At 41.4% G+C, this 14,126-nt stretch carries 13 protein-coding genes; 6 read left to right on the top strand and 7 right to left on the bottom strand.

Annotated elements, in window-relative coordinates; all coding sequences use genetic code 11:
• The first annotated feature begins 36 nt into the window (after positions 1 to 36).
• Genes J0L83_03140 through J0L83_03130 form a run of 3 tightly spaced genes read left to right on the top strand, consistent with a single transcriptional unit; the run spans position 37 to position 3,804 of the window.
• On the top strand, positions 37 to 1,548 hold the full coding sequence (locus J0L83_03140) for a serine hydrolase (GenBank protein ID MBN8663538.1): 1,512 nt from the start codon (positions 37 to 39) through the stop codon (positions 1,546 to 1,548).
• A 20-nt stretch (positions 1,549 to 1,568) separates the two neighbouring features.
• Positions 1,569 to 2,861, top strand: a complete 1,293-nt coding sequence (locus tag J0L83_03135) for an amidohydrolase (protein ID MBN8663537.1) — start codon at positions 1,569 to 1,571, stop codon at positions 2,859 to 2,861.
• Between the two features lie 37 nt (positions 2,862 to 2,898).
• Positions 2,899 to 3,804: a hypothetical protein gene (locus J0L83_03130; protein MBN8663536.1), complete on the top strand. Its 906-nt coding sequence runs from the start codon at positions 2,899 to 2,901 to the stop codon at positions 3,802 to 3,804.
• On the opposite strand, the gene J0L83_03125 is transcribed toward J0L83_03130, so the two are convergent.
• The 3 genes from J0L83_03125 to J0L83_03115 all read right to left on the bottom strand — a co-directional run bounded on the left by J0L83_03125 (position 3,798) and on the right by J0L83_03115 (position 6,925).
• Entirely contained in the window at positions 3,798 to 4,457 is a 660-nt protein-coding gene (locus tag J0L83_03125) for a YggS family pyridoxal phosphate-dependent enzyme (GenBank protein ID MBN8663535.1), read from the bottom strand. The genes J0L83_03130 and J0L83_03125 overlap by 7 nt on opposite strands.
• A 77-nt stretch (positions 4,458 to 4,534) precedes the next feature.
• Positions 4,535 to 5,518, bottom strand: coding sequence for a hypothetical protein (locus J0L83_03120; GenBank protein ID MBN8663534.1), 984 nt, complete (start codon positions 5,516 to 5,518; stop codon positions 4,535 to 4,537).
• Between the two features lie 252 nt (positions 5,519 to 5,770).
• The gene (locus J0L83_03115) at positions 5,771 to 6,925 is read right to left on the bottom strand and encodes an acyl-CoA dehydrogenase (protein ID MBN8663533.1); all 1,155 of its coding nucleotides are present in this window, start codon (positions 6,923 to 6,925) and stop codon (positions 5,771 to 5,773) included.
• 124 nt (positions 6,926 to 7,049) lie between these two features.
• Between J0L83_03115 and J0L83_03110 the strand changes: the two genes are divergently transcribed.
• The 3 genes from J0L83_03110 to J0L83_03100 all read left to right on the top strand — a co-directional run bounded on the left by J0L83_03110 (position 7,050) and on the right by J0L83_03100 (position 9,767).
• A complete protein-coding gene (locus tag J0L83_03110) occupies positions 7,050 to 7,667 on the top strand; it encodes a hydrolase (protein MBN8663532.1) in 618 nt (205 codons plus the stop codon).
• Positions 7,668 to 7,840: 173 nt separating this feature from the next.
• A complete protein-coding gene (locus tag J0L83_03105) occupies positions 7,841 to 9,181 on the top strand; it encodes a M24 family metallopeptidase (GenBank protein MBN8663531.1) in 1,341 nt (446 codons plus the stop codon).
• Positions 9,171 to 9,767 carry a methyltransferase domain-containing protein gene (locus J0L83_03100; GenBank protein MBN8663530.1) on the top strand — a complete coding sequence of 199 codons (597 nt, stop codon included), beginning with the start codon at positions 9,171 to 9,173 and terminating at the stop codon, positions 9,765 to 9,767. Before J0L83_03105 ends, J0L83_03100 begins: the two co-directional genes overlap by 11 nt.
• Positions 9,768 to 9,770: 3 nt before the next feature.
• On the opposite strand, the gene bshB1 is transcribed toward J0L83_03100, so the two are convergent.
• The 4 genes from bshB1 to J0L83_03080 form a co-directional block, all read right to left on the bottom strand.
• Complete coding sequence (bshB1, locus tag J0L83_03095) at positions 9,771 to 10,505, bottom strand: bacillithiol biosynthesis deacetylase BshB1 (protein ID MBN8663529.1); 735 nt, start codon at positions 10,503 to 10,505, stop codon at positions 9,771 to 9,773.
• Between the two features lie 74 nt (positions 10,506 to 10,579).
• On the bottom strand, positions 10,580 to 10,831 hold the full coding sequence (locus J0L83_03090) for a type B 50S ribosomal protein L31 (GenBank protein MBN8663528.1): 252 nt from the start codon (positions 10,829 to 10,831) through the stop codon (positions 10,580 to 10,582).
• A gap of 113 nt (positions 10,832 to 10,944) precedes the next feature.
• The gene (locus J0L83_03085) at positions 10,945 to 11,436 is read right to left on the bottom strand and encodes a YajQ family cyclic di-GMP-binding protein (GenBank protein ID MBN8663527.1); all 492 of its coding nucleotides are present in this window, start codon (positions 11,434 to 11,436) and stop codon (positions 10,945 to 10,947) included.
• 171 nt (positions 11,437 to 11,607) lie between these two features.
• The gene (locus J0L83_03080) at positions 11,608 to 14,049 is read right to left on the bottom strand and encodes a TonB-dependent receptor (GenBank protein ID MBN8663526.1); all 2,442 of its coding nucleotides are present in this window, start codon (positions 14,047 to 14,049) and stop codon (positions 11,608 to 11,610) included.
• Between the last annotated feature and the right edge of the window lie 77 nt (positions 14,050 to 14,126).

The following is a 14,126-nucleotide window of genomic DNA, read 5'->3' as shown; positions in this document are numbered from 1 at the left end:
TGCTGAAATAGTTAAATTGGGCATTCAATTATTGTTATGCGCCGTACGCTATTGCTTTTATTTATTTTCACCACCCTGCTTGCATCAGCACAGCCCAGTTTTATCAAAGACAGTTTGGATGCCTATATTCAAAAAGGCTTAACCGATTGGCAGGTACCTGGATTGTCAATTGTGATTGTGAAAGATGGTAAAACTGTAGTATTGAAGGGATATGGCGTGAAGAATATCAACAAAAAAGATCCGGTAGATCCTCAAACACTTTTCTTTATTGCCAGCAATAGCAAACTATTTACCGGTACTGCTTTGGCACATTTGGAAACATTGAAACGCTTATCATTGAATGACCCCATTACTAAATACTTTCCGGATTATCAGCTGTATGATGCAACTGCCACAAAGCTCGTGAGCATTCGTGATATGCTGCTCCACAGAATTGGCACCAAAACATTCCAGGGCGATTTTACTTTCTGGAATACCAATCTTAGTAGCGGAGAAATCATGCAACGCATGCGTTACCTGAAAACATCACAAGTATTCAGACAGGATTATGGTTATTGCAACAGTTGTTACCTTACTGCGGGGTCTGTTGTACAAGCGGTTACAGGCAGATCATGGTTTGATTTTGTTCGCGACAGCATCACATTGCCTGCAGGCATGACCAATACGTTTATCAGCTCAAACGGTATTGAGCAAAGACAAAAAAATATTGCCACACCTTATACCACTTCATTCACCAACACATTACAGCCCGTACCCTATGATCGCTGGGATAACCTTGGGCCAGCTGCAAGTATTGTTAGTTCAGTTAGTGACTTAGCTAAATGGTTGCAGGTTCAATTAGACAGTGGCAGAATCAATGGTAAAAGAATTCTACCCTGGGCAAGTATTCAGAAAACCAGAGATGTAGGAATCATTACTTCCAGCAGAAAATCGTCTGTGTTTCCCATCCATTTTCGTGGCTATGGTCTGGGTTTGAATGTGGCAGATTATAATGGCCGACAAGTATACTGGCACACAGGTGGTGCAGCAGGTATGGTAAGCAATGTTTGCTTTGTGCCGGAAGAAAACCTGGGCATTGCAATCCTCACCAATAACGATAATCAGAATTTCTTCGAGCTACTGCGTTATCAGGTTTTGGATGCTTATCTAGGTGTACCTTATGTGAACAGAAGCCAACAACAATTAGCAGGATTCAATCGAGCCATGGCTGATCAGGTCAATGAAATCAATGGATGGAAAGCAAGATTGGGTAAAGCTACTCCTGCCCTGCCTTTAGATGCTTATACCGGTGTGTATCAGCATGAATTATACGGACAAATCGCCATCAGCAAGCAAGACAATAAGCTATTCATCCAATTCAAAACACATCCCAACCTGAATGCAACATTGGAAGCGTTGGATAAAGATGAGTGGCTGTTGCGCTATAACAATATTGAGTACGGCATTTTTACTACAAAGTTTGTTTTGAAAGAACAGCGCGTATTCAGCATTGATATACGTGCCAATGATTTTGTGGAATACGATGCCTATACGTTTATCAAACAGTAACCCCAACAAAACATATATACATGAGAAAATGGTTATTTGCAGCAGCTGGTGTTTGCGCATGCACAATTGCACAAGCACAAATGCCGGCCAATTATGAAAGCTTGGTAAAGTCAGTAACACCACGCGTAGTTGAATGGCGCAGGTATATTCATGAAAATCCTGAGCTATCCAACAGAGAAGTTAAAACCGGACAATTCATTGCAGAAAAGTTGCGCAGCTTTGGCAATATTGAAGTGAAGTCAGGTGTAGCTAAAACTGGAGTTGTGGGCGTATTGAAAGGTGGCAAGCCCGGGCCAGTTGTGGCACTACGAGCCGACATCGATGCATTGCCAGTAACTGAAAGAGTGAATATTCCATTCGCATCGAAAGTGGTGACTGAGTTTAACGGACAGAAAACCGGCGTTATGCATGCTTGTGGACATGATTCACATGTATCCATTTTGCTTGGCACTGCCGAAGTTTTGAGTAAACTGCAGAAGGAACTACCCGGTACAGTTGTATTTGTGTTTCAACCTGCAGAAGAAGGTCCTCCCGCAGGTGAAGAAGGTGGCGCACCTGTAATGATTAAAGAAGGTGTTTTAGACAATCCAAAAGTGGAAGCCATGTTTGGCTTGCATATCAATGCACAAACAGAAATTGGTAAAATCAAGTATAAGCCAGGAGCTACTATGGCCAGCAGCGATTGGTTTCAAATAAAGGTGAAAGGCAAACAATCGCATGGTTCACAGCCTTGGGGTGGTATTGACCCGATTGTTGTAAGTGCACAAATCATTGAAGGCTTACAAACCATTGTAAGTCGCATGAGTAATCTTACCAAAGCGCCTGTAGTGATTTCAGTGGGCCGTATCAACAGTGGTATCCGTGAAAACATCATTCCAGAAGAACTGACCATGGCCGGCACCATTCGTACGCTGGATAATGCCATGCAGAAAGATGTGCATGAAAAAATCCGTCAGGTTGCAACCAAAATCGCAGAAGCTTCCGGCGCTAGCGCAGAAGTTAGTATTGATACCAAAACCTTGGTAACATTCAATGATCCTCAATTGATGAGTCGCATGGTACCTTCGTTGGAAGCTGCAGCTGGTAAAGGCCATGTCTTTGAAACTGAATGGACAACCGGCGCTGAAGATTTTTCTTTCTTCGCAGCGAAAGTCCCTTCAATCTTTTTCTTCTTAGGCGGCATGCCCAAGGGAATGGATGAAAAGAAAGCAGCACCACACCATACGCCGGATTTTTACATTGATGATAGCATGCTAGATGTAGGCGTAAAAGCTTTTTGTCAATTGGTTTTTGATTATGCAAAAAAGAAATAGCAAAATCCCATCCCGCTCTTCGGAGCGGGATTTTCATATGCGTCTGCTTACAATTCTATGCATACTGTTTACACAGCTACATGTTGCTGCACAGGACACTCCCTATGTAATGGTATTAGGAACTGCCCAGGATGGTGGCTATCCACATATTGGGTGCAATAGACAATGCTGCAGTCTTGCATGGAAAAACCCGGCAGCACAACGATATGTTGTTTCATTAGCCTTGGTAGATCCAAAAGAAAATCAATGGTGGTTGGTAGAAGCAACACCGGATATCAAAGCACAGCTGCACTTGTTTCAAGAAAAAACCAAGGGACGTTACCCATTCCTTCCAAAGGGAATCCTGCTTTCACACGCGCATATGGGCCATTATACAGGATTGATGCAATTAGGAAGAGAAGCATTGAATACAAAAGCAGTTACTGTATATGTACTGCCTAAAATGGCTGCTTTCCTGAAAGCAAATGGGCCATGGTCTCAATTGGTACAGCTAAATAATATTTCAATTGCACCTATTACAGCAGATAGTCTGGTTAATTTATCGGATAACTGGCGTTTTCGTGCAATGACAGTGCCGCATAGAGATGAGTTTTCAGAAACGGCTGGTTTCTCTTTGCAAAGCAAGAACAAACGTTACCTCTTTATTCCTGATACAGATAAATGGGAGAAGATGCTCATTCCAGTTCAAGAACTGGTTGCACAACATGAGCTTGCTTTTCTAGACGCTACTTTTTTATCTGCTGAGGAATTGGCTTATCGGAATATCCGAGAAGTACCCCACCCCTTTGTACAGGAAACTATGCAATTGATACCTGCAGCTTTATCAAGCAAAGTTTGTTTTATTCACTTCAATCACACCAACCCACTTTTATGGGATCAGGCATCAAAAAATATGGTAACTAAAAAGGGATTTCTAATAGCCACTCAAGGTGCAGTTTATTGATACTGTCTTGCGCCAAATAACAAGCTGCCTATTCTAACCAGTGTACTACCCTGTTCGATAGCTAATGCATAATCACCACTCATACCCATACTCAAAGTACCGAACTCGGGTGATGCCAATCTAGCTTTTGCTGTATCGAAATAATTTTTCAACAGTGAAAACTCCATTTTTACCTGTTCCTGATTTTCTGTGAATGATGCCATCCCCATCAAACCACGTACACGCACATGAGGAAACGCATGTAGCTGATCCAAGATATTGTTGAGTTCTTCCTCATCCAAACCAAATTTGGTTTCTTCCTGCGCAATGTGCATTTGTAGTAAGCAGTCAATAACCCGATTGGCTTTAATCGCTTGCTTATTCACTTCCTGCAAGAGCTTGATGCTGTCAATACCATGAATCAGGTGAACAAAAGAAGCAATGTATTTAACCTTATTGCTCTGCAAATGACCAATAAAATGCCAACGGATGTCTTCCGGCAGGCTAGCTTGTTTGTCAACCAGCTCCTGTACATAATTCTCGCCAAAATCTCGCTGTCCAGCAGCATAAAGTGCTTCAATATCGCTATTGGGTTTGGTCTTGCTTACTGCAACCAAAACCACCGATCCAAGGGATTCAAGAATTTGCTTATACGTAATTAAATCAACCGGCATACTCAGACATTGAATTGCAAATGTACAGCGACTATACAAGCATTGAAAACAAACTAATGCCCATCAACAAAAGGGTGCTAACGGTTAAGCATCAAATACTCTAGAAACAATACATAATTATAGGCAGGGCAATAATATCGGAAATAACCAATTCGGCTATTGCCGATGATCCTTTTCCAAGGGGCTGGCAGGAAACTAGCCATATTGGCGATAAAAAAAGAAAAGTCGGCGTCTTCAATATCTTTTGAGAGGGATTGAATTTCTATTGTTCTTAGTGAAGCTGGATCTTGTCCCCATCTTAATAATGCCGTGCTCAGCAGGATCCCCTCCATGGGCGAGTGCGTTTTATCCAGGAGCGTTTTAGCTTGTTCAATTAATTGTGCCTTTCTCTCTTCCAAAACAGGAATCGGTTTTACCGACATCAATCTGGCTAAGTGATACAAAAAGATAGCTGGTTTTTCATAGTGGGGTGAAACATATGCACCATCAGTTAGATAATCTTTCTGGTCGATGGCATGCGTCAGTACTTGAAGTGTAGCACTGTCAGCCTGTGTCCATTTTAATTGATACGACTGAACAAAGTACAATACATTGCTAAGTACACAAATGTCAAAATCAATCGGCATTTTAACTCCAAACCAAGTTGAGTAGGCCCCAAGACCTGCAAGGTGTTTTTTAGTATTCAGTATTGGACGTTGTGGTGTATTGACAAATGCCTGCATATAGTTATGTACGTATGCAGCTATTGAAGAATCACTATTCATGGCCATCAACAAGATGACAGTATCGTCAAGATCATTTGCAAGAGAATGCTTTTTATCAAACCAGTTCAACCAACCTCCATTCGGAAAAACCCTGACTGTATCCGTTGGCCAATAATTGTATATATGCGGATGATTGGGGCTTTCAAATTTTTTAAACATCGGCAAAGCATCACGCATTATCTTATCAGCTATTGCCTTTTGTCCCGGATTAAATTGATGTCTGAATTTATCTAGTGTAAAAACAATCAATCCAGTAAAGAAAGGATTGACATCTGCTTTTTCTATCCGCTGATTCAATGCATATGCTCTGTAAGAAGGAAACGCACCTGCGGGAAAAGCATCATATTGTTTTACTTGCAGAGCAGCCACACGCTGCAAAAGTGCAGTTACCAAACTGTCTGATGCTGTTGTGCGCAAGCAAAAGGATAATAATATCAGCAAAAGAAACCTAGACTGCATAGATGACGAAAATACACACTTACCTCTTGCACTAAGAAAAAAAGCATGCAAGACTAGCTTGCATGCTTTCAAAAGTATAGTAACTTATAATTATTGTAAGATGCTTCTGGAAATAACGATACGCTGTACTTCAGAAGTACCCTCATAAATCTGGGTAATCTTTGCATCGCGCATGAGACGCTCCACATGGTACTCTTTCACAAATCCATAACCACCATGAATTTGAACAGCTTCTGTGGCTACCCACATGGCAGTTTCTGATGCAAATACCTTAGCCATTGAAGAGCTCAAGGTATAGTCAATACCATTATCCTTTTCCCATGCAGCTTTCAGGCAAAGCAAACGAGCACATTCAATACGTGTAGCCATATCTGCCAATTTGAAGGCAATGGCCTGATGATGCATAATTTCCTTACCAAAAGCTTTACGCTGCTTGCTATAAGCCAATGCCAGTTCATAAGCTCCACTGGCGATACCCAAAGCCTGGGCAGCAATGCCAATACGACCACCGGCAAGTGTTTTCATGGCAAATTTGAAACCAAAGCCATCTTCACCAATACGGTTAGCCTTAGGCACTTTTACATCAGTAAACATGATGGTATGTGTATCGCTACCACGGATACCCATTTTATTTTCTTTGGCTGCAACTGTAACGCCGGGCCAATTCTTTTCTACAATCAAGCAGTTAATCCCCTTACTGCCTTTAGCAGCATCGGTTTGCGCCATCACCAGATAAACAGAAGCCGATGAACCGTTTGTAATCCAGTTCTTAGTACCATTAAGCAGATAATAATCGCCTTTATCTTCAGCAGTAGTGCGCTGTGAAGTAGCGTCACTACCAGCTTCAGGTTCACTGAGTAAAAACGCACCAATATATAATTCGCCATCTTTCTTGCCCTGGGCAATTGGCGTGAGGTATTGTTGTTTTTGTTCTTCAGAACCAAATGCTTCTAACCCCCAGCTTACCAAACTATTGTTCACACTCATACATACGCTGGTACTCGCATCCACTTTAGAAATTTCTTCCATCGCCAATACATAGCTCATGGTATCCAATCCACTTCCACCGTATTTGGGATCTACCATCATACCCATGAAACCCAGATCTGCCAGCTTCATTACCTGCTCTTTTGGGAATTGCTGCTTTTCATCGCGTTCAATAACACCGGGCAAACATTCCTGCTGCGCAAAATCACGGGCAGCTTTTTGGATCATCATTTGTTCTTCAGTAAGTTGGAAATGCATAATCGTTATTTTCAGTGCGCAAAAATAAGCTAACAAGTGTTAGGTAAATAAAATCAGGGCTTTTTTTTGAGGAAATAACGGATATTCGACAAAGGCAATTTACTGATCAGATAATCAATATGTTATGTCAATGTTATTGAACAGGCAAACATTCGGAAATCCAGCTAATCTGGGCAGACTACTCAGCCGAGAGGAAGCAGAATCCTTATTGCTGAGTTGGGTACCAAATCCCAGGCTGCAATTACACATGCGTCAGGTAGGTTATTTATTACGTGCCTGGGCCAAAGAAAAATTGGATGCCGATGCGCAAACACAATGGAAATGGGAAATGGCCGGTTTGCTGCATGATGCCGACTGGGATCAATGGCCTGATCTGCACTGCAGTAAGATTATCGAAGAATTGGAAAACCGTCAGATAGATCCGGAATTGATTCACGCCATTGCAAGCCATGGTCCTGCCCATTTTGGCGTGGAGCCGGTAACTGATTTGGATAAGATGCTCTACGCATTCGATGAACTATCGGGCTTTTTGCATGCTTACTCACTCATGCGTCCTGGAGGCTATGCAGGCATGGATGTAAAAGGTGTCAAAAAAAGATTGAAGGACAAAACATTTGCAGCCGGAGTTTCCCGTGAAGATGTGGCAGATGCTTGTGCGAGAGCCGGCATCGATCTGGATACACTTATTCAGTTTATGATTCCCCATCAGGAATATATTACACAACAATATCAACAACAATGACAAACATCATTGTTAAGGCCGCTGTTCTAGCTGAATTTTACACCACAGCATTACGCTGTTACCTGTTAATAGTTTCTTTTCATAACAGACAGGTTGTTTAGGACAGTGTGGAATGTGCCGGAATCAAGCCGGCACATTTTATTTCCCCCTATCTTTAAGAACAAACTTCTTCCATGAGAAAATTTTTTATTGCTGCAATGTTGATGTTAGCAGCTACTACACATGCACAACAAATCCTCAGTGTAAGAGAACAAAGTCGCGTTGTTGATGAACTACTTGGTGAACGCATCAACCAGCTCCTGCCAAAACTCATGCAGGAAGAAAAAATTGATATGTGGGTCATCATTTCCAGAGAATACAATGAAGATCCTGTAATTAAAACCTTCCTGCCATCTACCTGGCTATCTGCAAGAAGACGTACGATATTGGTGTTCTATAATAATGCTGGCACAGGCAATTTTGAAAAGCTGGCTATTGCTCGTTATAATGTAGGCGAGCATATCAAAGCAGCATGGGATATTGAAAAATATCCTAACCAATGGGATGCATTGGTACAAATCATTCAGCAAAGAAATCCACAAAAAATTGCACTGAATTATTCTACTGATTATGGACATGCAGATGGACTCACGTATACTGAGCAGAAAGAGTTTATGGAGAAACTATCCAAGGAGCAACAGGCTAAAGTTGTTTCTGCAGAGAAATTGGCAGTTCGTTGGTTAGAAACTAGAACAGAGCGTGAAATGATGCTCTATCCTCAATTGATTCAGTTCACACACCAAATTATTGATGAGGGCTTCTCAGAGAAAGTAATTATGCCCGGCATTACCACAACTGATGATCTGGTTTGGTGGTTTCGTCAGCGCATCCGCAATTTAGGATTAGATACTTGGTTTCATCCTTCTGTTGCCGTACAGCGCAATGACCCTGAAAATTTTGAACACCTGCGTGCTTTTAGCAATAGACCAAAAGATGATGTGATACGCCCCGGCGATCTGCTCCATGTTGACATAGGCATCACTTATCTGCGCTTGAATACAGATATACAGGAACACGCTTATGTGCTACTTCCAGGAGAAAAAGATGTGCCTGAATCTATCAAAAGAGCATTTGCCCAATCCAACCGTGTACAAGATATTTTAACCAACCAGTTCGCTGCAGGCAAAACAGGTAACCAAATATTAAAAGAAGCATTGCAACAATGTGCTAAAGAGAATATTACTGCCAGTATCTATACCCACCCTATCGGTTTTCACGGTCATGCATCCGGCCCAACGATTGGCATGTGGGATCAACAAAAAGGTGTTCCGGGTAGCGGTGATTTTCCCATGCATTATAGAACTGCTTATTCTATTGAGTTAAATTCTGAGTACATGATCCCTGAATGGAAAAAGAAAATACGCATCATGCTGGAACAAGATGGCTATTTTGATGAAAAGGGATTCCGTTATATCGGAGGCCGACAAACCAATCTGCACCTCATTCCCAGAAAACGCAATACGCATGGTAACTAAGCTGGATCAATCCTACTGGGATGAACGATATGAAAGCGGTTATACAGGCTGGGATATTGGTCATGTGGCTGACCCACTGAAAACCTACTTTGATCAGTTAACCAATAAAGATCTATCCATACTCATTCCAGGTGGTGGTAACAGCTATGAAGCAATTTATCTGATGGAACAAGGGTTTACCAATGTAACCATCGTGGATATTTCAACCGTTGTTACAGAGAGATTGCAAAAAAATCACGCACAATGGTTAGACAAAGGATTACAGATTATCTGTATGGATTTCTTTGACTTGGATAGGCAATTTGACAGAATTATTGAGCAAACTTTTTTCTGCGCCTTATTACCAGATTTAAGAGAAGCTTATGCCAAAAAAATGGCATCATTACTGAAGCCGGGTGGAAAAATTGCTGGCGTCTGGTTTAACCGTGAATTTGAGGGCGGCCCACCATTTGGTGGTGATGTACGTGATTATACAACTCTGTTTAGCCGCTATTTTGAAAGAGTAGATTTCACGCCCTGTTACAATTCAATACAGCCAAGGAAAAATGCCGAAGTTTTTGGATTGATTAGTGCACCCAAAAGCTAATACTTAAGTTACGTTTTGAATAAATGCATCAAAACTGCTGATGCCCAAAACTTTTTCAGAAATAAAGCCTTCTGCGTATTCAACACCAATACGTTTTCCAAGCATTAATGCACGGGCACGCACAGAATCTAAGAACTGAGGTGAGGAAATATAGGTTTGCGGCTCACCCTGATCATCAACTGCGTTGAACTGCGTTGTATACGCAAGAACTGCCTGTAACTTTTGCTCATAATGCGCAGAAATATCAACCACAAATGAGGGTTGAATAAAACGATCTTGTATATAATGAAACACATATTTGGGGCGCCAGGCTTCCTGAATCTGGCCTGCATGATCATGCGTAATAATCTTCCTCAATCCTGATAAGAAAGCAGCATCAGAGACAAGCTTGGCACTTCTGCCATGATCAGGGTGTCTGTCTTCAGGCGCATTACACAAAACAAGTTCTGGTTGGTATTTGCGGATGGCAGTAATCACCAAACGCTGGTGTGCTTCATCATTCTGAAAAAAGCCATCAGCCATACCCAAATTCTCCCGAACATCAAGTCCCATGATTTTGGCAGCATTGGCAGCTTCCACTTTTCTGGTTTCAATAGTTCCCCTTGTACCCAGTTCACCACCAGTAAGATCAATCACGCCAATTTTTTTCCCTTCAGCCTTTGCAGCCATCAATGTACCGGCACAGCCCAACTCAACATCATCCGGGTGTACACCAAAAGCCAATATGTCCAGTTTCATAATGCGGGATTTATCATCAAATAAACAAAAATCCCCCCGCATTTTGCGGAGGGATACTATATCTCTTGAAGGAATTACTTCTTCTTCTCGTAACGCTTCTTGAACTTGTCGATACGACCTGCTGTATCTACCAGCATGTTCTTACCAGTATAGAAAGGGTGTGATGTGCTGGAGATTTCCAATTTTACCAATGGATACTCATTGCCATCTTCCCACTGAATGGTTTCTTTAGTATTTGCAGTAGAACGGCTCAAAAATGCATGACCGTTACTCATGTCTTTGAAGACAACGAAACGATAACTTTCTGGATGGATACCTTGCTTCATAATGAATTTTTTAAGGTCGCACGGGTTTTGCCGTACTGTTATAAAATTTTTGGATGGCAAAAGTAGGATTTTGCAGGCTGACAACCAAAAAAATGCAGATTTTCAAGGCTTTATCAGCTCTTCATGTTCACATATTGCAGCGGCAGGCCCAGGTTTGCACCATTACATTTTGCGATAACTTCTTGTAAATCATCGATTTTCTTACCTGTAACACGTACAATATCGTCCATAATGGCTGCTTGCACTTTTAGGCCACTGTCCTTGATCAGCTTGACGATTTTCTTTGCATCATCCTGAGCCAGTCCATTACGAACAGGCACTTCTTTTTTCACCACTTTGCCACTGGGGAAAGCATCTTTATCAAAATTGAATGCCGCCGCATCGATTCCCTGTTTCATGGCCCTGCTGATCAATACATCGATTACTTGCTTCATCTTCATATCACTCTCCACTTCCAGCTTAACCAGATAATTCTTTTTATCCAGTTCAATGGACACAGGAGAATCCCGGAAATCGAAGCGGTTGGCGATTTCTTTTTTTACCGTATTGATGGCATTATCCAGGGTTTGCAGGTCAACCTTGCTGGCAATATCAAATGAAGGCATAAATGGAATTTTGGCAAAGGTAAAAGAAAAAGCCCCGATAGACATCGGGGCCGCTTTCCTATATAATGCACATGAGAAAAAAACTAAGTTGATAATGCAAATGTCTGTTCTGTTTTGCTATAAGCAAAGTGTTTTTGTATGAACGGTGTTAAGCTTATGTTAGTAGATGCATTAATTATTCCCAATACTTACCCTGCTTTGTTCATCTGATGCACCACCACGCTTACGCTGTGTGTTACCAACCTTTCCTTTGCTAAAGCGATAGGTGAATGAAAGATTCACAAAACGGCTATCGTTGTATTGATGAAAGTTGGCATCAATTGTTCCAAAGCGACTCTTACCATTGATACGTTGACTCCAGAAGATATCACGCACATTCAATCGAACACTACCCTTTCCTTTCATCACCTGCTTGGATACACCAGCATTCACCATACCAAAACCACCAATTCTGAACACACCTTCAATACCTTCTGATCTGTAAAAACCACTCAACTCACCACTCCAGGTTTTATTGAACTTAAATTGCTGAGACACATTAACCATCGCTGTTGTATTGCCAATAGTCACATAATCATTGTTGATGATACCCTTAAACTCATTATTGTAAACATTCACATAGATATTGCCACTCCACCATTTGGTATACTGATTAAACGCATTTACTGAAATACCATACTGACGCTGTGATGCAATATTGGCCTGCTTTACGAATGTTTCATTTTTATCTGAATGCTGCTCCAAAACCTGCTGAATGATATCTGTTGTATTGGTATAATTCAGTGTAGTTGTTAAGAAGCCCATGAAGGTGTGACTTAATTCAACATTATGACTGAATTGTGGACGCAGATAAGGATTACCCTTCTCATATGTATATCTGTCTAGAAACTCTACAAATGGGTTCAGGCTTTCATAATCAGGTCTGCGGATACGGCGGCCATAATTCAATACAAAACTGTTTTTCTTATTCGCAGTGTATTGTACATACACGGTTGGGAAAAGCTGTGCATAGTCACGGGTAAACGTTTCACCAGTTGTTAATTGCTGCCCTTTTGCTACAGTTTGCTCAAGACGTAAACCCAACTGACCACTCCACTTAGGACTTAACTGCTTTGAATAGTTGACATAAGCAGCATGAATCTGTTCTTCATATACAAAGTGATTACTTCTGCCTACATCTCTGCGCAATTGACCGTTTAATACTGTATCGTAAATGGCATTGGCATCAGTTTGTACAAAACTGGTTTTCAAACCAGCTTCCAGCTTGGCACCTTTTTTCATGGGCTGCACATAATCAACTTTCGCAGAATAAATTTTGATCTGTTGTGGCAAATTACCCAGCAAAGTATCTGGTCTGAAGATGGGTACACCCACATTATTGAAATAGCTATTGATCAATTCTTGTGTATTGGTAGCATCGTAACGGAGATAATCCAAATCAGCAGTGATTTCTTTACCGGTTGTATCCAATACGTGACGGAAATTCAAATTAGTACCAAAATGTTTCCATTCCTGCTCACTCATATTTCCAGATACGGTCTGACGTTGCAACACATTGGATGGATTAGCAATATCAATCACACTGCTGCTGCGGAACTCTCCAGGATTGATGAATCCATTCACCACGATACCGAAAGTGGTATTCTTTCCTGCGAAATAATCCATCCCCAGTTTACCATTGTATGAATTACCCTGATTACGCATTCTTGTGGATTGTGTAAACAGTGACAATACATCCTTGGTCGTATTATCGAAGAACTTTCTATTGATTTCCAATACCTGAAAATTATTGCGGTAATTATGGCTCAGGTTACCAAAGAGATTCACTTTGTTTTTACGATAGTTCAGATTCAGGCTTTCATTGAATCTGTTATAAACAGCTTGCGTATACCCAACACTCGCACTACCATTAAAGCCAAAAACCTTGGTCTTTTTTGTTTTGATATTGATCACACCTGCATTACCTGCAGCATCATATTTTGCGGGCGGATTGGTCATAAGCTCCAAGAGTTCAACCTGATTACTTTGCATATTGCGCAGCATATTCGTCAGATCCTGACCAGATAAATAAGTTGGTCTGCCATCAATAAATACCATGACGCCGGCTTTGCCTTTCAAGCTAATATTACCATCCTTATCTACACTCACACCTGGTGATTTCTCTAACACTTCTAAAGCATTGCTACCTGCACTGGTTACAGAGTTCTCTACGTTCACGATTGTTCTGTCAATTTTTTGCTCAATCATGGGTTTGCGTGAGCTCACGGTTACTCCAGCCAGATCTTTGCTCAAGGGTTTTAACGCAAAAACCGGCGCTGTATAATTGGCTCCTGCTGCTAGATCAAAAACGGGAGAATACTGTTTTTCATGACCTACCAGCTGCACAGTAAGCAGGTATTTACCGGCATTTACTTTTTCGAAGAGATAGTCGCCATTCTTATCGGTAACCGCTAGTTTGGCCACGGAAGAATCTTTTGCACGGAGTAAGCCCACAGAAGCAGATTCTGCAGGTTTTTGATTGGTACTTACTTTTCCCTGAACCGTTTGGCTCATGGCTACTACCGGAACCGAGAATCCGGCTAAGAGCAGCAGTTTTGTCAATATTGTCTTCATAAGTGTTGTTTTAGTGTTTGTTGAATCCATAGCAAAGCTAAGTAGTATGCATTGCCATGTATATGGCTTTATAATGA

The organism is Chitinophagales bacterium (genome assembly GCA_017303835.1).
GTDB lineage: Bacteria > Bacteroidota > Bacteroidia > Chitinophagales > Chitinophagaceae > JAFLBI01.
The sequence above is the reverse complement of the archived record's forward strand: the minus strand, read 5'-3'. Positions and strand labels throughout refer to the sequence as shown.